Origin of the sequence: Sinorhizobium chiapasense (assembly GCF_036488675.1) — a bacterium.
GTDB lineage: Bacteria > Pseudomonadota > Alphaproteobacteria > Rhizobiales > Rhizobiaceae > Sinorhizobium > Sinorhizobium chiapasense.
The window spans coordinates 1612875-1633160 of the sequence record NZ_CP133152.1; the positions used below are offsets into that span (position 1 = coordinate 1612875).

Here is a 20286-nt window from a genome sequence, read left to right on the forward strand (position 1 = left end):
GAGTCCGATCCAATGATTGCGCTCAAAAGGATCTCGGGCATCGCCCTGCGGGGTCATGTCGCCGCCCTCTAGATGTGCCGGCCCCCTTTCCGCGGACGCGCTGATCTTATCGCCTTGAATTGCTGTGTGAATCCGGTCACGCGTGGGAGAAGGGAAGGAGTGCCCGTGGGTCTGTTGGAAAACCGGTTGCGAGAGCCCGGCGTCGCAGCCGCCGGGGGCTTGGTTCAGCCCTGGTGGGCCCACGGCACCCAATCTGCGTGATTTCTTGATATGCAAGCGATTTGAGCGTAAAATTACACAGCAATTCAAAGCGTTACAGCGACCGTGCGAACTGAAGAGGCCGGAGCTGAAACGTCAGGCGCACGCGAGGGTGACGCTTTGGTCAAGCTTCATACGTGGAGGTTGTCATGGTAAACACTCTCATGGCGGGAAAAAGAGCCCAGGACTGGGCCAATCTGGTCCTGGCGGTGTGCTTGTTCCTCTCTCCCTGGGTCATCGGTTTTGCGGTTGAGGCCCTGCCGACCTGGAACGCCTGGATCGCCGGCATCGTGCTCGGTGCGCTGGCGGTTGCAGCGCTTTCGGCCTTCGCAGAATGGGAGGAATGGGTGAACATGGTGATCGGCCTTTGGCTGATCGTCTCTCCCTGGCTGCTCGGCTTCATGGCGAACGTGAACGCGATGTGGACACACGTCATCCTTGGCGTGCTCGTCGCGGCACTGTCGGCCTGGGCTGTCTGGGACTACCGGCACCCGCATTCGGCGGCCTAGATCACGATGATTTTGGGTCGACTCGACCCAAAATCATAGACGTGCTCGATTCTACGCGGGATGCGGGCGGAAAACCGCGCACACTTTTCCTCATCCCGCTCCGGCGCCGTGTGTTCAAGTGACCGCACAAAGGACGCTGTGACACATTGCGTTGCGGGTTCCGAGGAACGCGCAACAGCGCTGGCGTTTTTCACGAGAGCATTGCTCCCGCTTCCAGCGAAACCGGCCGGAAGCGGGATTATTGTGTCGTTGGATCGTTTCCCCGTCGAAACGGTGAAACGATCTAACCCTTTGAAACTACGCAATTCCGGACGGAAAGCCGCTACGCACTTTTCCTCATCCCGCTCTAGCTTCCGACGGCCGCGCGTTCTTCCTCGACCGAAAGCGCCTCCGCGACTTCCAGCTCGCGCCGTTCCTTTTCGGTTTCGATGGCGAGATCGAGCACCTTCTGCAGGTTGGCGGCATGGCGGAAGCCGGGATCGACCGCCTGACGTTCGGCGACCGCCGCGGCAAAGCGCTGGTGATTGGTCGGCACCGTCCCGGCGTCGAGGTCGCGCCAGATCGCCTTTTCGACATCGGCGCCGAGGCAGCCCTTGAGGAGCGAGCCGTCCGGCGTATGGAACACCTCCAGCGCGCCCTTGTCGCCGTGCAGCCGCAGCCTCAACTCGTTGAGATGCCCCGTCGCCCAGCGGCTGGCGTGGATCACGCCCATCGCGCCGTTTTCGAACTCCGCCGTCATCGCGAAGCTGTCATTGGCGTCAAGGTCGTATTCGCCGATGCGGTTGTCGGGCGCCTTGTCGAACGCCTTCAGCCGGGCAAAGACCCGCTCGACCGCGCTGCCGGCGCCGTAGCCGGCGAAGTCGAGGATGTGGATACCGACATCGCCGAGCACGCCGTTGGAGCCGTGCTTGGTCGACAGCCGCCACAGCCATTTCGATTCGCTCGCCCAGTCGCCCCAGGCCTTCGACACCAGCCAGCTCTGCAAGTAGGAGGCTTCGAGATGGCGCACCCTGCCGATTTCACCGGCAAGCACCAGTTCGCGTGCCCGCTGAAGCGGCGCGACGTTGCGGTAGGTGAGGTTCACCATGTTGACGACACCGGCGCGCTCCGCGGCTTCGGCCATTTCGGCGGCCTTGTCGTAGTTTTCCGCCAGCGGCTTTTCGCACAGCACGTGCTTGCCGGCGGCGATCAGCGCCAGCGTCGTCGGATGATGGGCCTTGTCGGGCGTGACGTTGGTCGCCGCGTCGAACTCGCCCCAGGCGATCGCGTCATCGAGCGAGGTGAAGACGCGGGCAATGCCGTGCATGTCGGCAAAGGAGCGCGCCCGCGACGGGTCGACATCGACGGCGGCGACAAGCTCGACGCCATCAATCTTGGCAAAGGCGAGCGCATGGCTGTTGGCCATGCCGCCGGTTCCGAGAATGAGCAAACGCATGATGGACCTCATCGATATCCTGCTTCGCCGGCCTGGTGGAGCTTCGGCCCCCGCTCGACGATCGGCTCCAGCGCCTTCTCCACCGGCACGTTCGGCGCCTCGTGGATCGCCTTGTACGTGCCCTGAGGATTGTGCGCCCATTTCACCGCGTTGCGCAGCACCGTCTGCACCGTCGCGTCGTGATAGGTCGGATAGGTTTCGTGGCCGGGACGGAAATAGAAGATGTTGCCGGCGCCGCGCCGCCAGGTCAGGCCCGAGCGGAACACCTCGCCGCCGGCAAACCAGGAGATGAACACCGTCTCCAGCGGCTCCGGCACGGAAAACTGCTCGCCATACATCTCCTCGTACTCCAGCACGAAATTCTCACCGAGACCGGCGGCGATCGGATGGCGCGGATTGACGACCCAAACGCGTTCGCGCTCGCCGGCCTCGCGCCATTTGAGCGCGCATGGCGTGCCCATCAGCCGCTTGAACACCTTGGAGAAATGGCCGGAGTGGAGCACGATCAGCCCCATGCCTTCCCACACGCGCTTGGCGACCCGCTCGACGACACGGTCGTCGACGGCGCCGTGGTCCTTGTGGCCCCACCAGACGAGCACGTCGGTCGAAGCCAGTCGTTCTTCGCTCAAACCATGCTCCGGCTCCTGCAACGTGGCCGTCGTCGCGGCAATCGTCGCGTCCTCGTTCAGCGCCGCCGCGATGGTGTTGTGCATGCCGTTCGGGTATATCTCCCGAACAACCGCATTCGTCTGCTCGTGGATGTTCTCACCCCAAACGATGGTGTTGATAGCCAAGGTCATTCTCCTCGTGGTTGCGGCATCCACTGCCGGATGCCTTTGTCTGCACTGCATGTCTCCCGAGCCGAACTAAGGACAAAAACATGCAGCTATTCAAAGTGCTACGGCGTCCTTTGTGCGTCTTATAAGACGCGCGGCGCCGTAGTTGGCTTGCGGCGGGGTTACGCCGCGCCGCGCAATTCCGTGCGGCCGATCGCGCGTCCTACCGCATCGAAGCGATGAATTTGGTCGGCGGCAGGCGACACCTGCACCGTTTGTCCGGGCTGATGCCTGGAGGTCCCGCTTTCCCGGACGATCAACGGCTCGCCGGCGCCAATGTCGATATAGACATAGCTGTCGGAGCCGAGCATTTCGGAGTGGACGATCGTTCCACTCCATTGACCGGCGTCATCGACGATCTCCAGATGCTCCGCCCTCACACCAATTGTCTGGGCCTCGTAAGGTTCCGAGAAAGCACCGGTCAGAAAATTCATTTTCGGCGAGCCGATGAAGCCGGCGACGAAGATCGAATTCGGGCTTTCATAGAGTTCGAGCGGCGTGCCGACCTGCTTGACAAGCCCGTCCCGAAGGACGCAGATCCGGTCGGCGAGCGTCATTGCCTCCACCTGGTCGTGCGTCACGTAGATCATTGTCGTGCCGTGCATACTACGATGCAGCTTGGCGATCTCAAGCCTCGTCGCCACACGCAACGCCGCATCGAGATTGGAAAGCGGCTCGTCGAAGAGGAAGACCTTGGGGTCGCGCACGATGGCACGGCCGATCGCCACGCGCTGCCGCTGCCCGCCGGAGAGCTGGCGGGGCAGACGCTTGAGATAGGGGGTAAGCTGCAGCATTTCGGCCGCCGCCTCGACCCTGTTTCTGCATTGTACCTTGTCCTTGCCGGCGAGCTGCATGCCGAAGGCCATGTTGTCGAAAACTGTCATGTGCGGATAAAGCGCATAAGACTGAAACACCATGGCGATACCGCGGCGGGACGGGGCGAGCCGATTGACGATCTCACCGTCGAAGGCCAGCGTTCCGGAGGTGATTTCCTCCAGGCCCGAAATCAAGCGGAGCAGCGTGGACTTGCCGCAGCCCGACGGTCCGACGAAGACCATGAATTCGCCCGCGCGGATGTCCATGCTGACACCCTTGATGACTTCGAAGGAGCCGAAGGACTTGCGAACGTCCCGCAATTGAAGCTCTGCCATTATTCTCTCCTAAATCAAGCGGGATGCGAACCGAGAACTGCCTGCACTTTTCCTCATCCGCCCTATCCTTTGACGCCACCGGCGGTGAGACCGGAAATGATGCGCCGCTGAAAGATCAGGACGAGGACCACGAGCGGCACCGTGACAATCACCGACGCCGCCATAATGTTGCCCCAGGGGACTTCGAACTGGCTGCCGCCCGAGAGCAGCGCGATCGCGACCGGCACCGTGCGCTGCATGTCCGACGACGTGAATGTCAGTGCGAACAGGAATTCGTTCCAGGAAGCGATAAAGGCGAGCAGCCCGGTCGTCACCAGCGCCGGCCACATCAGCGGCACGAACACGCGGGTGATGATCACCCAGGGCGAAGCGCCGTCGACGATCGCCGCCTCCTCGATTTCGACCGGCAGATCGCGCATGAAGGTGGTGAGGACCCACACCGTGAACGGCAGCATGAAGATCATGTAGGAAAAGATCAGCGCCAGCGGCGTGTTGAAAATGCCGATCCAGCGCACGAGTTCGAACAGGCCGGCAAGCACGGCGATCTGCGGAAACATCGACACCGACAGGATGGCGAGGAGAATCAGCCCGCGCCCCCGGAAACGGACACGCGCCAGCGCGAAGGCGGCGGTGACCGCCAAAAGCAGCGACACGGCGACGACCAGGGTCGCAACGAGCAGCGAATTGCCGAGATTCCTCAGGAAGCTGCCATGCGTCAGGATCTCTTGGTAGTTGGCAAGCGAGGGCGTCGACGGCCAATAGTCGACGCGGAACAGCGCCGTACCGGATTTGAAGCTCGTCAGGATCGCGTAGTAGAACGGGAACACCGCGACAACGACGATGACGGCGACGAGCGCATAGAACGCGGTTCGTTTGACGACTGTCATGAGCATCAGCGTTCCCCTTCCAGATTGACGCGCCCGAACCACATGTAGAGCACGGTGATCGCCGCGATGATGAGGAACAGCATGGTCGAGGCGGCGGCGCCGTAGGCAAACTTGTCGAAATCGAAAAGGTTCTCGCGGGCGAGCACCGACATCGTCTTCGTTTGCGTATTGTTCGGCGTCAGCACGTAGATCAGGTCGAAGATGCGCAGCGCGTCCAGCATGCGGAAAATGACCGCGACCATCAGCGCCGGCCGTATAAGCGGCAGGGTGATGCGCCAGAAAACCTTGACCGGATGGACGCCGTCGATCTTCGTGGCCTCATAGATCTCACCCGGCACCATCTGCAGGCCGGCGAGAATCAGGAGCGCCATGAACGGCGTCGTCTTCCAGACGTCGACGATCAGCACCGCGATCATCGCGGTATCGGGGCTCGCGGTCCAGGCGATCTTCTGGCTGATCAGGCCGAGGCCGATGAGGATGTCGTTCAGGATGCCGAACTGGTCGTTGAGCATCCACGCCCACATTTTCGCGGAGACGATGGTCGGGATCGCCCAGGGAATGAGGATCGCGGCACGCACGAGGCCGCGCCCGGGAAACTGTGCATTGAGTACGAGCGCCACGATCAGGCCCAGCACCGTCTCGATGCTGACCGAGATCACCGTGAACCTGAGCGTATTCCACACCGCGTTCCACCAGGCGGGGTCGGCGAGCAGGCCCCTGAAGATCGTGCGTCCGCTCTTCAGGGTGACCCAGGAGAGATAGTTCTGAAGGCCGACGAACTCGGCAGCGGAGAGATTGGTCAGCGAGGCGTTGGTAAAGCTGAAATAGATGGTGCGGACGAGCGGCCAGCCGGCGACCATCGCCAGCACCAGGAAAGTCGGCGCCAGGAAAATCCAGGCCGAACGGAGACGCTGCGCCTGGAGATCGGAGCCTATCCTTTTGCCTGCAATTGCGGACGGCGACCCCGAGAGAGAAAGTTCGGTCATGACACGAGCTCACTGGTTGGCGTCCAGCTCTTGGGCGGAACGTTCGACCTGCTGCATGGTTCCCTGGATCAAAGTGGGACCGGAGAACCGCTCCGTATTCAAAGGCTTGAAATACTCTTCGGGGTCCCGAAGAGCCTGCGATGCTGCTTGCGACGGCAGCCGACGAGCGGCTGCCGTACTCGTTTGTGCATGTCGTTACCCCAAAGCCGCTGCATGCTTTCGGGCCACATGCATCGGGATCGTGGGATTTACCAACCGTCTCCCTGGAGTTCAGTCAGGTCGACTTCCAGCAGCTCGAGGTTTTCGGCGGCCGTGCCGTTGCCCGAGAGCGTGTTGTGCACGGCGCTCCAGAACTTGGAGGAAACCTCGTTGTACTTCACTTTCGCGACGGCCGAGGGGCGCGGCACGGCATCCTGGAAGATCGGTTTCCAGTTCGGCATGAAGGGCTGCGCGGCCGCGACCTCCTTGTCATCATAGAGGGCGGCGATCGTCGGCAGGTTCGACAGCTGGATGGCGCGCGCCTTCTGGACTTCCGGCGAACCCAGGAACTTGACGAAGGCGATCGACGCTTCCTGTTCGTCCGAATATTTCGAGACCGCGAGGTTCCATCCGCCGAGCGTCGACGAGGGTTGATCGCCGTCTGTCGCCGTCGGCAGCGGCTTCACGTCGAACTTGCCCTTGACCGCGCTGTCGTCGCCGTTTCCGAGCGCATAGGCGTAGGGCCAGTTGCGCATGAACACGGCATTGCCGGTCTGCCAGACGCCGCGCGACTCCTCCTCCTGATAGGCGAGCACGCCACTTGGAGAGATCGTGCCGATCCAACCCTTGACCCGTTCGAGGGCCGCGGCTGCCTTTTCGTTGTTGACGGAGATCGTGCCGTCGGCTTCGACGATCTGGCCGCCGCCGGAGGACTTGATCCATTCGAGCGCGTTGCAGGTCAGGCCCTCATAGGCGTTGCCCTGGAAGACAAAGCCCCAGATGTCGGGATTTCCGGCCGCGCGCTCCTTGTCCTGGATTTCCTTCGCCGTGGCGGCGAGTTCGTCCCAGGTCTCGGGCGGCTTCTTGCCGTATTTGTCGAGCAGGTCCTTGCGATAGTAAAGCGCCGGCGCGTCGGTGTAGAACGGCAGCGCGACCAGCTTGCCGTTGACGGTCTGCGATTGGATGATCGAGGGGAAGTGGGCGCCTGCCACGTCCTTCGTGACCTCGGTCAGATCGACGAATTGATCGGCAAGCTGCGGCGCCCAGATGACGTCGGTCTGATAGACGTCGACATCCTTGTTTCCGGCCGCGAGCCAGAGGCGGTACTGGCTGAACTGCTCGCTGCTCGAGGGTGGCATCGTCACCAGGTTGACCTTGTGACCAGTGTCCTTTTCGAACTTAGCGATCTGCTCGCGCAAAAAGCTCAAGTTCTTGCCGGTCGAATTGGCCGCCATCGATATCTCGGCGGCAGCGGCAAGATCGGCAGCACCCGCGATAGTGGCGCAAAAAATCAGCGTCCTTACGATAGGCTTCATGTTCTTCTAGCTCCTCCAAGCTCCCCCGGTTTCGTAACATCCCCTTAATTCGAAAACGGTTTGGCTGGCGAGAAAGCTGGCAGAAGGCCAAACTTCTGTCAAGACGTGCTCCCGGCCGACGTTGCAACGAAAACGAGCATGACCTACTATATTGTTTTTTCAAGATAAACTCCCAAATAAGGCCTGTGGATCGTCGCGGCAGCAGGAGTCCGTAGAGGATACCGATCGGGCGTGAAATTGGGGGAATTTAAAACGATTTGGTTGGCCGCGAGCCCCACGCCGTCTCGTTGGTCCGCGACCCTTTTCCCTCACGAACGGATTGTTACCGCCGGCGAACAGCGTATAGTCCAGCGCAAATGCAACGGCGCCGCGTGCCTGATCAGACGCGCAAGGTCGCCACGGCAGGTTGAATGGCTGCATGACTTTCGGATCGGCTCCGGTTTGAGAACCATGCAGTGGGGCGTGCAGGGAATACGATCGGTCACATGAAGCTCAAGGAGTTCGCCAAGCAGTTGGGGCTGTCCCCGACGACGGTCAGCCGCGCTTTGAGCGGCTATCCCGAGGTCAGCGAGAAGACCCGCAAACGGGTCGCGGAAGAAGCGGTGCGTCTCGGCTACCGACCGAACGTCAATGCTGTTCGCCTGGTCACCGGCCGTGCCGGCGCGATCGGCGTGGTGATGGGTCGCAGCGGCGAATTTCAGTTCTCGGAATACATGAGCGGGATGGCCGAGCGGCTGGATAGCGAAGACATCGACATCCTGGTCAGCCCCATCGCGGAGCAGGGCGGCAAGGACGAAAGCCAGCTCTATAGCCGGCTAGCGACCAGCGGTCGCGTCGATGCCGTGATCATCCATTCGCCGAAGCCCGACGACGAGCGCATCGCGCTTCTGCACAGGCTGGGAATGCCGTTCCTCGTTCACGGCCGCTCCGAGACCGCCGTTCCGCACGCCTGGCTCGACATCGACAACGAGGGCGCCATCCGGCGCGCAACCTCGCATCTCATCGATCTAGGCCACCGCCGCATCGCGATGATCAACGGCCGCGCCGGCCTGACCTTTTCGCTCCACCGCGACAAGGGCTATCGCAAAGCCCTCGAGCAACGCGGCATCCAGTTCGATCCGCGCCTCGTCGCCCATGGCCACTTCACCGACGAACTGGGCTTCCGCTTCGCCCGCTCCTTCCTCGAGCAATCGCCGCGCCCGACGGCATTCGTTGCGGGTTCGATGATGACGGCGCTCGGCGTCTACCGCGCCGTGCGCTCCTTTGGCCTCGTGGTCGGCCGGGACATTTCCGTCATCGCCCATGACGACGTCTTCCCCTATCTTACCGCCGACAACATGGCCCCCTCGCTTTCGACCACCCGCTCGTCGCTGCGCGCCGCCGGGGCGCGTTCGGCCGACCTCGTCCTGCAGCTCCTGTCGGGCAGGCCCGCGGCCGAGATTCACGAACTCTGGCCGGTCGAGCTCATCCTGCGCGAGTCGACCGGTCCGGTGCCTGAGGCGCAGGCGTAAACGAAGCTTCGCGCGCGCCTGTCATAGCTGCGATGCGACGAAGGCCCTCGGTCCTGCGGAAGGCCCTATCCGTCAGCACTCGGTTGTGCTATTTATTGGTGTGTATCGCATTGCAGCAATAGTACATGATTAATATTCTTGTTGAAGAGGATATGGTTATGATGAACATTGCCAATGAATACGATCAAACATCGGGGCCTGCCAACCCATCCGTCGTCAAGGATCTCCCCCCGGTAGATATTCAGGGACTTACCACATTCAATTCTGAGACCGGAATTACTCGCGCTGCCGGATTTGTTGTGATCCGAGCACGATGGAACTTCCGTCAGCTGATAAACTTCGGCGGCATGACCACCCACAATATTGTGATGGCAAGTATTTCGGAGCTATTTCCGAATCCGGCCGAAGCTGGTCAGATTACTCTTCCCGACATCGGTGCTGCGCACATGTATGTTCGGGCAGTCGCGCCGCAGAGCAACAAGGTCATCGTGAGCGGCTACATCGATTGGGAGAGAGATCTGACCGTCAGGATCAGCCTGCTCGTCGCCTGAGTTGATGCCGAAACTCACCCGCCATACTGTCGCCGGTCACGGACCTCGCCGTGACCGGCGTCGCTCCGAATCGCGCCTGCCTACTCAATCGGCTTGCACCCTGGCACTTCACGCGCAATGAGTGTCGTTCGAAGATTCGGGCGTTGGACAGATGGTAAGAAAAGAAATCGCCATCGTGGGTGGTGGCCCCGCCGGCCTCATGGCGGCGGAGGTGCTGTCGCGCGCTGGTCACGGGGTGACTATCTACGAGGCGATGCCGACGGTCGGGCGCAAGTTCCTGCTCGCCGGAAAATCCGGCCTCAACATCACGCATGCCGAGGATTATGCGCATTTCGCGACGCGCTTCGGCTCCGCGTCGGACCGATTGCGCCCCGCCCTCGATGCCTTCACGCCGAATGATGTGCGGGATTGGGCAGCCGAGCTCGGCACGGAAACCTTTGTCGGCTCCTCGGGCCGTGTCTTTCCGAAGGTCATGAAGGCCTCCCCACTTCTGCGTGCCTGGCTGCGCAGGTTGGAAGCGCAGGGCGCCAGGCTTCTCACCCGTCATCGCTGGTCGGGTTTCGATGACGCGGGCCATGTCTTCGAGACGCCGGAGGGGCGGAAAGTCGTCCATTGCGACGCCGCCCTGCTGGCGCTCGGCGGGGCGAGCTGGCCGCGGCTCGGCTCCGATGCCGGCTGGCTGGCCTGGCTCCGCGACACGGGTGTCGCGGTCAGCGATTTTCGGCCCGCCAATTGCGGCTTCGACGTCGCCTGGAGCGAGAGCTTTCGTGATCGTTTCGCCGGCGAACCGCTGAAATCGGTCACGGCTTCGTCCGATGCCGGCCTCTTTCCGGGCGAATTCGTGGTAACACGACACGGCATCGAGGGCAGCCTCGTCTACGCCCATGCGTCGAGCCTGCGCGACCGGCTGGAGCACGACCGCGAAGCCACGCTCGTTATTGACCTCGTGCCCGGACGAACAGTCGAACGCCTTGCCCGCGACCTTGAGCGCCAGCATGGCAAGGCAAGTTTCTCCAACCGTCTTCGCAAAGCCGCAGGCCTTGCCGGCGTCAAGTCCGCGCTGGTGCGGGAGGTGGCACCTCATGCCCTTCACGCCGATCCGCATGACCTCGCCAGCCTGATCAAGGCCTTGCCTGTACCGGTTCTAAGACCCCGGCCGATCGCAGAGGCGATTTCGTCTGCGGGCGGCGTCAGCTTCAGCAGCATCAACGACGACTATATGCTCACGGCGCTTCCGGGGGTTTTCGTTGCCGGCGAAATGCTCGACTGGGAAGCGCCGACCGGCGGCTATCTGCTCACCGCCTGCTTTGCCACGGGACGGGCGGCGGCACGCGGGATCGAGGCCTGGCTTCAGCAGTAGCGATTAAGCTGGATCATCTTAAGCTGCGCATCCGCATCGCCAAGGCGAGACCCGCCAAGATGAGAGCAACCCCCGTCACGAATTGGATACCGATCTTGTCGCCGAACATCACTGCAGAGGCGGCGATCCCGAACACGGGCTGGAGGTATTGGACGCTGGCTGCTATGGGCGCGGGTACGTCGCGTAGTATGCTAAGCCACAGGAACAGGCCCGCCACAGTGACGATCAGGCCAAGGTAAGCCGCCGCTCCCAATGCCTCTCCCGTGACCTGAAAGGGTGTGTGATAGGCCTCCCAGCCGGCCCATGGTGCCAGCGCGATAAAGCCAAAGAATGTGCTCCACGTCGCCACCACGACCGTGCCATGCCTGCTCGTGAGTTCCACGCTCCAGACATAGTAAAATGCGACCGCCAGGGCCGAAATCAGCATCCAGATCGGACCGAGGACGGTTGTTGCCGAAGCCCCTGCCTCACCTGCGTTCTCCAAAGCCACCACGACAATACCCGCGAAGGCGGCCGCCACGCCGACCAACTGTAGACGCGATACTGCCTGCTTAAGCCGGATCGTCGCGAAGAACACGATGAACAGCGGGATCGTGGCAGACAGGATGGTACCGACCGAAGCCGACGTGCCTGCCACGCCAAATGTCTGCGTGACCTGTCCTATGCCAATGCCAAGAACACCAAGGATGGCTACCGCAGGCAGAGCTTTCCACGGCAGGGGCTTTTTCCAAAGAAGCAAGAACATCATGAACGGGATCGCAAAGGCGAAACGGATCGCCGTCAAGGTCAGAGGCGGCATCGTGATCAATCCCAGCTTCGTGACCGGGATCGACAGACCCCACATCAACGCGAGCAGCAGCATCGCTCCGAAATTCATAAGCGTAACCGGACGTGCTGGGACGGCGGCGGCAAGGGAAGTGGGTTCGGTGACGAGCTGGCTCATGGTGCTTCGAAATTGGTGTGGGGATGTGTATCTGCGTCGCATCTAAAGCGTCATAACCCTTGCCGACAAACCATTTATCGTCACAAGATGCGTGAGTAGTATTCACGCATAGGCGCGCCATGACCGATCGACTTCCACCCCTGCAGACCCTGCGTGCCTTCGAGGCGACCGGACGAAGGCTGAGCATGACGCTGGCAGCGGAGGAGTTGCATGTCACGCACGGTGCAGTAAGTCGGCAGATCAGGGCGCTGGAGGATCATCTCGGCGTCCAGCTCTTCCGTCGGATGACCCGCAGAATTGAGTTCAGCGATGAAGGCTCCGCGTTCTTCACCGTCGTCACGCGGCTGCTCTCTGAACTCGCACGCGAGGCGGAGAACATCCGCCGCAGGAACGATGTCGCACGGCTTGTAGTAAGTTCTGGCGTCTCGTTCGCAAGCAAGTGGCTGACCCCGCGCCTGCATCGTCTGATGGCCTGCCACCCGGACTATGATGTCCACCTCGAAGTAACCGATGTCGACATCGCCTTCTCCAAATCGCGGGCGGACGTGGCAATGCGCTATGGCGATGGTCGATATCCTCATGCCGATGCAGAGCGGATCATGGACGAGACCGTCAGCCCCGTTTGCTCGCCCGAATACCGCGAGCGAATGGGCGGGCTTCGAGCCGCCGAAGACGTGGCTTTATGTCGGCTTATCCATGAGAACGGCATGAAGGCCGACTGGAACCGCTGGTTCGAAATGATGGGTATTCCGGCGCCTCGTGCGCGGGGACCAGGTTATAGTCATGGCAGCATGTCGATTGAGGCGGCAATCCGAGGAGAAGGTGTTGCGCTCGGGCGGAGCGTCCTCGTGTCAGAGGACATAGCGGCAGGCCGTCTTGTTGCGCTTTTCCCGGAGGCCCACCTGGATGTTGAATATGGGTATGACCTTGTCTACCCGTTGGGGAATCGGGACAACCCGAAGGTCTGCGCCTTTAGAGACTGGATCGCGGGGGAGGTGCAACAGTTCAAGGCAACCGTTGAAGCCTAACGACATAACTGCGTCCGGCGTTACGCGGACGTCGCTCGCAATTCCGGACGGAAAACCGTTGCACACTCTTCCCGGAATTGTTCTACGCGGTCTCCTGGCGGAGCTCGTCGACGCCGCCAGCTTTTCGAACCGCCGGTCTGCCATAGGCGCGCAGGAAGGTGCGCACGGCCGCCCGCGCGGACTTCTCGAGTTCCTCGTCCGTCGGCGTTCCGCCAAAGAAGCTGGTCATCTGCAGATCGGCATTGACCAGGGCGAGGAACTGCTTGGCGGCAAGGTCGAAGTCGTCGATATCGAGCCGCGCGACGTGCGACAGCCGGGCAAAGAGCGCCGCCAACGCCGTTCCGATCTTGCCCGGTCCCTGCTGGCGCCAGATCTCGAAGAGATGCGGATAACGCTCGCCCTCCGTCTGCACCAGCTTGCGGATGAACTTTCCGTCGTGATTGCACACGCAGTTCTTGTTGAGGCGGACGGCAAAGGCGGTCAGGTCGTCTTCGAGATTGGCGCCGTTGTCGGGAAAGGTCGCGAGGATCGCAAACAGCGCGGCATTGGCACGGTCCAGGATGTCTTGAACGACCGCCATGAACAGCGTCTCTTTCTCCCGGTAGTGATTGTAGACGGTCTGGCGCGAGACGCAGGCTTCCATCGCGATTTCGTCGATGCTGGCGCCGGCAAAACCCTCCCGGCAAAATACTTCGGCAGCGGCGTCCAATATCGAGACGCGTTTGGCGCATTGGCCTTTCTGAGTGGGGCCGCCTAGTTTCGGTTGCGGCGCTTTCGGTTTTTTCATGCCTTGAAAATAGGACGTGTTGACGAATTAGACAATGGTGTCTAAGTTTACACGCGTGTCCAATTTGTTAGACACGAGCAGTCGCGGGCAGATGCGATCCTCCCAAGCCGCATCCTGCCTGTCCGGCGGCCGCTTTTCCGTTTCAACCTTTAGCGACAGCGATGGGCCGGCAGGTACATCCGGCTCTGCCTTCGCGGTTTCTGAAAGAACATCATCATGACGGCCTCATTTCTACGCACGGCGATTATTCTCGGTCTTTTGTCGGCCATCGGGCCGTTTGCGATCGACATGTACCTTCCGGCCCTGCCCTCGATCGGCAAGGATCTCGGCGCTGCAAACAACATCGTGCAACTGAGCCTGCTCTCCTTCTTCATCTCCTTCGCGCTGTCCCAGCTTGTCTACGGACCGCTTTCGGACATCTGGGGCCGCAAGGCGCCGCTCTATCTCGGTATCGGGCTTTTCACGCTCGCGAGCATCGGCTGCGCGGTCGCGAGCGACATCGAAACCCTCATTGCATTCCGCTTCCTTCAGGGCATCGGCGGTGCCGCCGGCATGGTCATTCCCCGCGCGGTCGTGCGCGACATGCACACCGGCGTCCAGGCGGCGCGGCTCATGTCACTGCTCATGCTCGTGTTCAGCATTTCGCCGATCCTCGCGCCGCTGACCGGCAGCGCCGTGATCGAATTCTACGGCTGGCGCGGCGTCTTCTATGCGGTGATGATCGCCGCGGCAATCGGTCTGGTCCTGCTTTCGACGCAGCTCAAGGAGACCCGGCCGAAAGAGCACCGCTCGGACAGCACCATCGGCAGCGCGATCGCCGCCTATCGGCTCCTTCTTGGCGACCGCAACTTCCTGACGCTGACCTTCATCGGCGGCCTCGGCATCTCGAGCTTCCTCGTCTATCTCGCGAACTCGCCCTTCGTGCTGATCGACCACTACGGCCTGACGCCGACGCAATACAGCTTCGCCTTCTCGATCAACGCCGTTTCGTTCTTCGCGGTGTCGCAGGCGACCGGCTGGCTCGGCGAACGCTTCGGCCTCGTCCGGCTGATGCGGATGGCGGTGACGATGTTCGCGTTGACCATGGTCAGCATGTTCGTCGTCATGAGCCTCGGCATCAATCAGCTGCCGGTCATGGCGGCCTTCCTCTTCGTCGGCTACGGCGTTCTCGGTCTCGTCATCCCGACATCGTCGGTGCTGGCGCTCGAGGACCACGGCGAAATCGCCGGCACCGCTTCGGCGCTGATGGGAACGCTGCATTTCGTGACCTCGGCCGTGGCGATGGTCATCACCAGCATCTTCTTCGACGGCACTGCGCTGCCGATGGCGGCCGGCATCGCGCTTTGCGCCCTTGGAGCATTCCTGGTTACCCAGGCAACGATCGGCCGTCGCCGTCGGGTCGTTGCCGCCGAGTAGACAATCTCCGCGCGTCCGAAAAGGACGCGTGAGGCGATGACCGCTTTGTGAAGCTGCGCCCGTCGATTACGTGCTAACGTCGATCGACGGGCGCAGCTTCACAAACGCTCCTTACTCGAAGCACCGGGGCCGCACCGAACACTGCATGTTTCCTTAAATCCTAGCCATTTAAGGATAAAACATGCGGCAAAGAAAGTGCTACAGCGTCCATTGCGCGTCTGATAGAACGCGCGGCGCTGTAGAGGCGTGAAAGGAGCCGGCCATGCTTCCAACGCGACGTTCTCTGCTGACCGCTTTTCTGGCAATCCCGGCCTTGCCCATCGTCAACCTCCGCCGGGCCGCCGCGCAGCGGCGCGCCCTGCCGCCGACGCCCGCCTGCGGCAGTGATCGCGACCTGACCCTCGCGCGCACGGCCGGTCCCTTCTACAAGCCCGACGCGCCCCTGCGTCACGAACTCTTTGCCGATTCCCCCGAGGGCGAGCGCATCACGCTTGCCGGCTACGTCCTCGACGCCGACTGCCGGCCGCTCGCCAACAGCCTTGTCGAGATCTGGCATGCCGACGAAACGGGCGCGTACGACACCAGCGGTTTTCGGCTGCGCGCGCACCAGTTCACCGATGCAAACGGCCGCTGGTGGTTCGCCACGATCGTCCCCGCGCGTTACAGCGGCAGGACCCGGCACTATCATCTTCGCGTGCAGCGCCGTGGCGGTGGGCTGCTCACGACGCAGCTTTTCTTTCCGAACGAACCGGGCAATGCGCGCGACGGGCTCTATTCGGATGCGCTGCTACTCGATATCCGCAACACGGCCGACGGCAAATTCGGCCGCTTCGATTTCGTGGTCTGAGGCGCGTGCGAGGCTGCCGCTCTCGGCAGCGGGTCCTACTGCAGGTCTCCTTAGATCGACCTCGATTCAAGGACAAAGACATGCAGCAAGGTGTCTTTGCGCGTCCGAGAAGACGCGCGGCGCTGTAGGGCCAAGGTTTCGCTCAGTGTTCGTTCGCGTGCGCCCCATGCGCCGTGATCACGCTCTGTGCTTCCTTGCCGTAGAGCTCCTCGAAATGATCGAAGCTCTTGGAGAAGTAGCCGATCCCCTGTGTGGCGGATCTCAGCGAGCGCGCCAGGTCGTCAAGCGCGGCGCCTGGGATCAGGGCGCGGAAGATATCCCATCCCTTCGCCCCTTCGTCCCGGTCGAAACCGAGAACCTGGCCTTTCAGCGTCGAAACGATCGGCACGAGGCTGCCCGAATAGATCGAGGGGATATGAAACTCCACGCGGAAGATCGGCTGCATCAGCACGGCCGAGGCCTGTGACAGGGCCTGGCGGACGCCCATCTTTCCGGCGGTGCGGAACGCGTATTCCGAGCTGTCGACGGAGTGATGTTGGCCGTCGGTCAGCATCACGCCGACGTCGATGACTTTGAAGCCGAGCGGGCCTTTGTCCATCGCTTCGCGCGCCCCTGCTTCGACCGCCGGTATGAAGTTTCTCGGAACGGCGCCGCCCTTGACGGTCTCGGCAAAGGTGAATCCGCCGCCGCGTTCATTGGGGTGAACACTGAGCTTCACATCCGCAAACTGGCCGGCGCCGCCGGTCTGCTTGCGGTGACGATAATGCACGTCAGACGACTTCGAGATCGTCTCGCGATAGATCGGACTCGGCGCTTGCTCGCTGACCCCGACGTGAAAGACATCGGAGAGTGTCCGGCACAGGTCGCGCAGGTGCACCGGCCCCTGCGCGCAGACCAATTGCGCGCCGGTCCCCTCCTCCTGCATGACCTTCAGGCCGCGATCGGTTTCGGAGAGCTTGGCGAGTGTTTCGGAAAGCTTGGTCTCGTCGCGCTCGCTCTCCGGCACCAGGATCCGCTCCATCATCGGCGTCGGCGGAACCGTCCATTCCGGCGGTGCCACGGTGGCATTGGCCGTCAACAGCGACGGTACGACGAGGTGATCGGATTTCACGGCGGCGAAAACCTGACCGGGCGCCGGTGTCGCCGATGCCAGCGGGCGGCCGTTCGCCGGATCCTGCAAGGCCCCGAGCCCGGAGCCGCCGAGCATGGCCCCCTGCTTCACGCCGTTTTCGAGCGCGCGAACAAGCACGGTCTTGCCGACGCTCGGGCGATGATGGGCGTGAAAGCTGACGGCGGAAAGCGTCGCATCGGCGATGCCGCCGGCCGCGGCAAGGCGTTTTCTGAGCGCCTCCACCCGCGGTGCGTCGTGACGAAGCGCCTTCATCAGCCGCAGAATGCCGTTGCTGTGGCTTGCCGCGCCGACCAGCACCGGGATGATCTTGTTTTCGCTCAAGATCCGCGTCGAGATGGCATAGATTGCGTCGCTCGCCGGCTCGCGATCCTCGATCAGTTCTTCGAGCAGCCAGTCATCGAATTCGGAAAGATGCTCCAGCAGTTCGGTGCGCGCCTCGTGTTCGCGCTCGACGACGCTTTCGGGGAGCTCGAAAAGCGCCGACGTCTGGCCTTCCCGGTAGCGCCAGGCGCGCTCGGAAATCAGGTCGCAACTGCCGATGATCCGGTCACCATCGCGGATCGGAATCTGCCTGAGGACGAAAGGGTGGCTGGAATAGTCCTGGAGAGCGGCGACGACGTCCCTCAGCCGCCCTCTCGGCTCGTCCATGCGGTTGACGAAAAGGATGCAGGGCGTCCCCGACGCCTCGATCGCCTTGAGATAGGGCGCAGCGAGCACGGCCTCCTCCGGTGCCGGCGAAACGCAGAGCACGCAGGCATCGCTGGCGAGCAACGCATCCTGCGCATGCGCCAGCGCCTCGTTGGTCCCAGGTGTGTCCAGCGCACACCACTCTTCGTTTCCGAATTCGAACTCCGTCAGGCTCAAACCGTAGGGAGAGGCGGATTTTCTTGACTGGCCTTCGAGCAGACCGAGCTTTTCCACGAGCGTGGATTTTCCAGTCTGCGAAGGCCCAAGTACCGTGAAGCAGCGCATCGGCGATCCTCCTGTCACGATGACACGTTTCCAGAGCGGGATAAGGAAAAGTGTGCGCGGTTTTCCGCCTCGCGTCCTCCCCCGCGAGGTCAAGGCTCTAGCAAGGGTGCACCCGTGCCCGTCGCTACGCAAGGCTGAGATTGACGATCTTAAGAAAAGGTCGCGGGCCTACTGCTCGCTTTCTTGAATCGGAGCCGATTTGAGGACAAAACATGCCGCGATTCAAAGTGCTACCGCGCGACGCTGTAGACGGCGAAAGCACGCGCCGCGTGCTGCGGCAGAAAGGACTGCCGCGCATTCGCCCTCTGTCGCGCTATCTACCCGATCGCGCTCGGCGCAAATTCCGCGACCAGTTCGTGGCGGTCGCCGGGGTAGGTCAGCCGAACGCTGGTAACCGGCGCACCGCCGCTCCAGGTCCGTCGCTCGATAACGAGGCAGGGCGAACCGACCGCGACGCCGAGGGCTTGCGCGGCCTGGCGGCTCGCCGCCACGGCCCGGATGCGATGCTCGGCGGTACTCCACGGCACCTTGCCGAGCAGCCAGGAACCGGGCGCGACGGCCTCGAACGATTCCGCTTCAGCCTCGGGCACCGCTGAAAGGTTGATCAGCCGCTCCTCCAAGCAAAAGGGCCGGCCGCTCGCCAGATGCCGGCAGGTGATTTCGAGCAGCCGCGCCGAGGACGGCAGGTCTATGCGTCCCGAATCGTCGGCACCGGCCTTGCGGACATGCCGCTCGTCGAGACGATAGTCGTATTCGAGGCCGCGCGACTGCACCTCGAGCTTGACGTCGTGGATTTCCATGACCGCGGACTGGACGTGCGGAAAGGTGACATAGCTGCCGGATTTTCGCCGGCGCTCGATCAATCCTTTCTTGACGAGCTCGGTCAGCGCCTTGTTCACGGTCATGCGCGAGCAACCGTATTGCTCCGTCAACTCGTGCTCGAAGGGAATACGATGTCCCGGCGGCCAGTCGCCGGACAGAATGTGCCCCTCGACGTCGCTGAGAATCCGCTGGTGCAGGGAGAGCGGCTGCTCTGCCCGGTTTTCCTCGTGGGAAGAACGATCGTTGGGAATGGCGGGATCCTCGGCTGGTGACTGACCCCGTACCTTAAACATTTCCCGCCGCGGCAACAGTCCTGCTGAGGATGTCCGCCGGTTTTCCTCGTGGGATGCTACACGATCAAAGTGTTAAGATGGCCCGGCCAGCGGAGAACGATCGAAGGGATCGCCGCCGGTGCCGAGACGCGATGCCGTCTTCGCAAGCCGAGATGCGGAGTCGCGTCACGCCCTGCCCACTCCTAAAGGACAGTGCGTTTAGTAGAAGAGATGCCAAGGCGTCAGGAACGCACGCGCCCATTCCTGTTCCTGCTCCCGTTCGCGCTCCGCCGAAACGTCGCCGCGGGCGACATTGCAAGCGGCCTTTTCGTTGCGCATCACCGCCTTCGACACCGGCGGCTCGAAATAGCCAAGTGTCATTCCGCCGAGATAGAACATTGAGCGCCCTTCCCTGTTCGCGTTTTCAGACGCAATCCTGCCACAATCCGGCAGCCTGTCAATAGTCTACTAATTTTATGTTCTAACACGCCTACTCTCCAGCCGCTGATCAGCTGCTCCAGATGGGTTCGACCTCATGTGGAATCATGGCTAAGTCCGCACCTCGCGGATGGAAAAGATGTGCGATCGAGCTTCACTCTTGGGATAGGAACTGAGCAAATTCAAAGTGTTACATTGGCCTTCGTGGCAACGGCCCTGCCACCACTCAAACCGGCAAGCTATCGCCGCCCCGCCGTTCGCGCCGCCAGCCTCCCCTGCCCGCGCCCGATCGGAAGCACTCCGACTGGCTCATACGGAGCCGTGCCATAGTTTGCGCTCGCCACGGCGCTGGGCTGTTGTCCGCGTCAATTGACGCCGCCGGCGACTTGCGGGTGCGCCACGGGCACCGCGGCAGCGGTCTGGTTGTCCGCGGACAACCGCATCGAGATGCCGCTCAAAAAAGTTGTCCGCGGACAACTGTTGAACAGTGAAATTCATAAAACTGCGACGCTCGGGCGGGATAAAAGAGCTTTTTGTTAAGCGTTTGTAAATTGGCAACGAATCGGCGCATAGTATAACTGCGCAGATTGGTTCCTATTGTCGAATTTTGCGCAGTTTTCCGGAGATGGCG

Annotated in this window: 18 protein-coding genes; 7 read left to right on the plus strand and 11 right to left on the minus strand. The window is 62.0% G+C overall.

Translation table 11 applies throughout. The features are described from left to right. The first annotated feature begins 407 nt into the window (after window positions 1–407). Window positions 408–767, plus strand: coding sequence for an SPW repeat protein (locus RB548_RS32035; RefSeq protein ID WP_331376390.1), 360 nt, complete (start codon window positions 408–410; stop codon window positions 765–767). 346 nt (window positions 768–1113) lie between these two features. Here the strand turns inward: RB548_RS32035 and RB548_RS32040 are convergent, their stop codons facing one another. The 6 genes from RB548_RS32040 to RB548_RS32065 form a co-directional block, all read right to left on the minus strand. Further along, window positions 1114–2202, minus strand: coding sequence for a Gfo/Idh/MocA family protein (locus tag RB548_RS32040; protein ID WP_331376391.1), 1089 nt, complete (start codon window positions 2200–2202; stop codon window positions 1114–1116). A gap of 8 nt (window positions 2203–2210) precedes the next feature. Next, complete coding sequence (locus tag RB548_RS32045; RefSeq protein WP_331376392.1) at window positions 2211–2996, minus strand: ThuA domain-containing protein; 786 nt, start codon at window positions 2994–2996, stop codon at window positions 2211–2213. A gap of 164 nt (window positions 2997–3160) precedes the next feature. Continuing rightward, window positions 3161–4189 carry an ABC transporter ATP-binding protein gene (locus RB548_RS32050; RefSeq protein WP_331376393.1) on the minus strand — a complete coding sequence of 343 codons (1029 nt, stop codon included), beginning with the start codon at window positions 4187–4189 and terminating at the stop codon, window positions 3161–3163. A 62-nt stretch (window positions 4190–4251) separates the two neighbouring features. After that, complete coding sequence (locus RB548_RS32055; RefSeq protein ID WP_331376394.1) at window positions 4252–5082, minus strand: carbohydrate ABC transporter permease; 831 nt, start codon at window positions 5080–5082, stop codon at window positions 4252–4254. Next, entirely contained in the window at window positions 5082–6062 is a 981-nt protein-coding gene (locus RB548_RS32060; protein WP_331376395.1) for a carbohydrate ABC transporter permease, read from the minus strand. Before RB548_RS32060 ends, RB548_RS32055 begins: the two co-directional genes overlap by 1 nt. Before the next feature lie 248 nt (window positions 6063–6310). After that, a complete protein-coding gene (locus tag RB548_RS32065) occupies window positions 6311–7576 on the minus strand; it encodes an ABC transporter substrate-binding protein (RefSeq protein ID WP_331376396.1) in 1266 nt (421 codons plus the stop codon). 485 nt (window positions 7577–8061) lie between these two features. On the opposite strand from RB548_RS32065, the gene RB548_RS32070 reads away from it, so the two are divergent. The 3 genes from RB548_RS32070 (at window position 8062) to RB548_RS32080 (ending at window position 10998) form a co-directional block, all read left to right on the plus strand. Further along, entirely contained in the window at window positions 8062–9087 is a 1026-nt protein-coding gene (locus tag RB548_RS32070; protein ID WP_331376397.1) for a substrate-binding domain-containing protein, read from the plus strand. A gap of 125 nt (window positions 9088–9212) precedes the next feature. Further along, window positions 9213–9638: a hypothetical protein gene (locus RB548_RS32075; protein WP_331376398.1), complete on the plus strand. Its 426-nt coding sequence runs from the start codon at window positions 9213–9215 to the stop codon at window positions 9636–9638. 151 nt (window positions 9639–9789) lie between these two features. Continuing rightward, window positions 9790–10998 carry a BaiN/RdsA family NAD(P)/FAD-dependent oxidoreductase gene (locus tag RB548_RS32080; protein ID WP_331376399.1) on the plus strand — a complete coding sequence of 403 codons (1209 nt, stop codon included), beginning with the start codon at window positions 9790–9792 and terminating at the stop codon, window positions 10996–10998. A gap of 13 nt (window positions 10999–11011) precedes the next feature. On the opposite strand, the gene RB548_RS32085 is transcribed toward RB548_RS32080, so the two are convergent. After that, complete coding sequence (locus tag RB548_RS32085; RefSeq protein WP_331376400.1) at window positions 11012–11941, minus strand: DMT family transporter; 930 nt, start codon at window positions 11939–11941, stop codon at window positions 11012–11014. A 119-nt stretch (window positions 11942–12060) separates the two neighbouring features. Here RB548_RS32085 and gcvA point away from each other — a divergent pair, with 119 nt between their 5' ends. After that, complete coding sequence (gene gcvA / locus RB548_RS32090; protein ID WP_331376401.1) at window positions 12061–12969, plus strand: transcriptional regulator GcvA; 909 nt, start codon at window positions 12061–12063, stop codon at window positions 12967–12969. 82 nt (window positions 12970–13051) lie between these two features. Here the strand turns inward: gcvA and RB548_RS32095 are convergent, their stop codons facing one another. Next, entirely contained in the window at window positions 13052–13756 is a 705-nt protein-coding gene (locus RB548_RS32095; RefSeq protein ID WP_331376402.1) for a TetR/AcrR family transcriptional regulator C-terminal domain-containing protein, read from the minus strand. Window positions 13757–13972: 216 nt separating this feature from the next. On the opposite strand from RB548_RS32095, the gene RB548_RS32100 reads away from it, so the two are divergent. Continuing rightward, the gene (locus tag RB548_RS32100) at window positions 13973–15172 is read left to right on the plus strand and encodes a multidrug effflux MFS transporter (protein ID WP_331376403.1); all 1200 of its coding nucleotides are present in this window, start codon (window positions 13973–13975) and stop codon (window positions 15170–15172) included. Between the two features lie 262 nt (window positions 15173–15434). Beyond that, the gene (locus RB548_RS32105; protein ID WP_331376404.1) at window positions 15435–16019 is read left to right on the plus strand and encodes a dioxygenase family protein; all 585 of its coding nucleotides are present in this window, start codon (window positions 15435–15437) and stop codon (window positions 16017–16019) included. Between the two features lie 142 nt (window positions 16020–16161). Here the strand turns inward: RB548_RS32105 and RB548_RS32110 are convergent, their stop codons facing one another. From RB548_RS32110 to RB548_RS32120, 3 genes are all read right to left on the minus strand, one after another. Further along, entirely contained in the window at window positions 16162–18123 is a 1962-nt protein-coding gene (locus RB548_RS32110) for an elongation factor G (RefSeq protein WP_331376405.1), read from the minus strand. 317 nt (window positions 18124–18440) lie between these two features. Next, window positions 18441–19106, minus strand: a complete 666-nt coding sequence (gene hutC, locus RB548_RS32115; RefSeq protein ID WP_408642512.1) for a histidine utilization repressor — start codon at window positions 19104–19106, stop codon at window positions 18441–18443. Window positions 19107–19436: 330 nt separating this feature from the next. Then, window positions 19437–19616 carry a hypothetical protein gene (locus RB548_RS32120; protein ID WP_331376406.1) on the minus strand — a complete coding sequence of 60 codons (180 nt, stop codon included), beginning with the start codon at window positions 19614–19616 and terminating at the stop codon, window positions 19437–19439. Window positions 19617–20286: the final 670 nt, after the last annotated feature.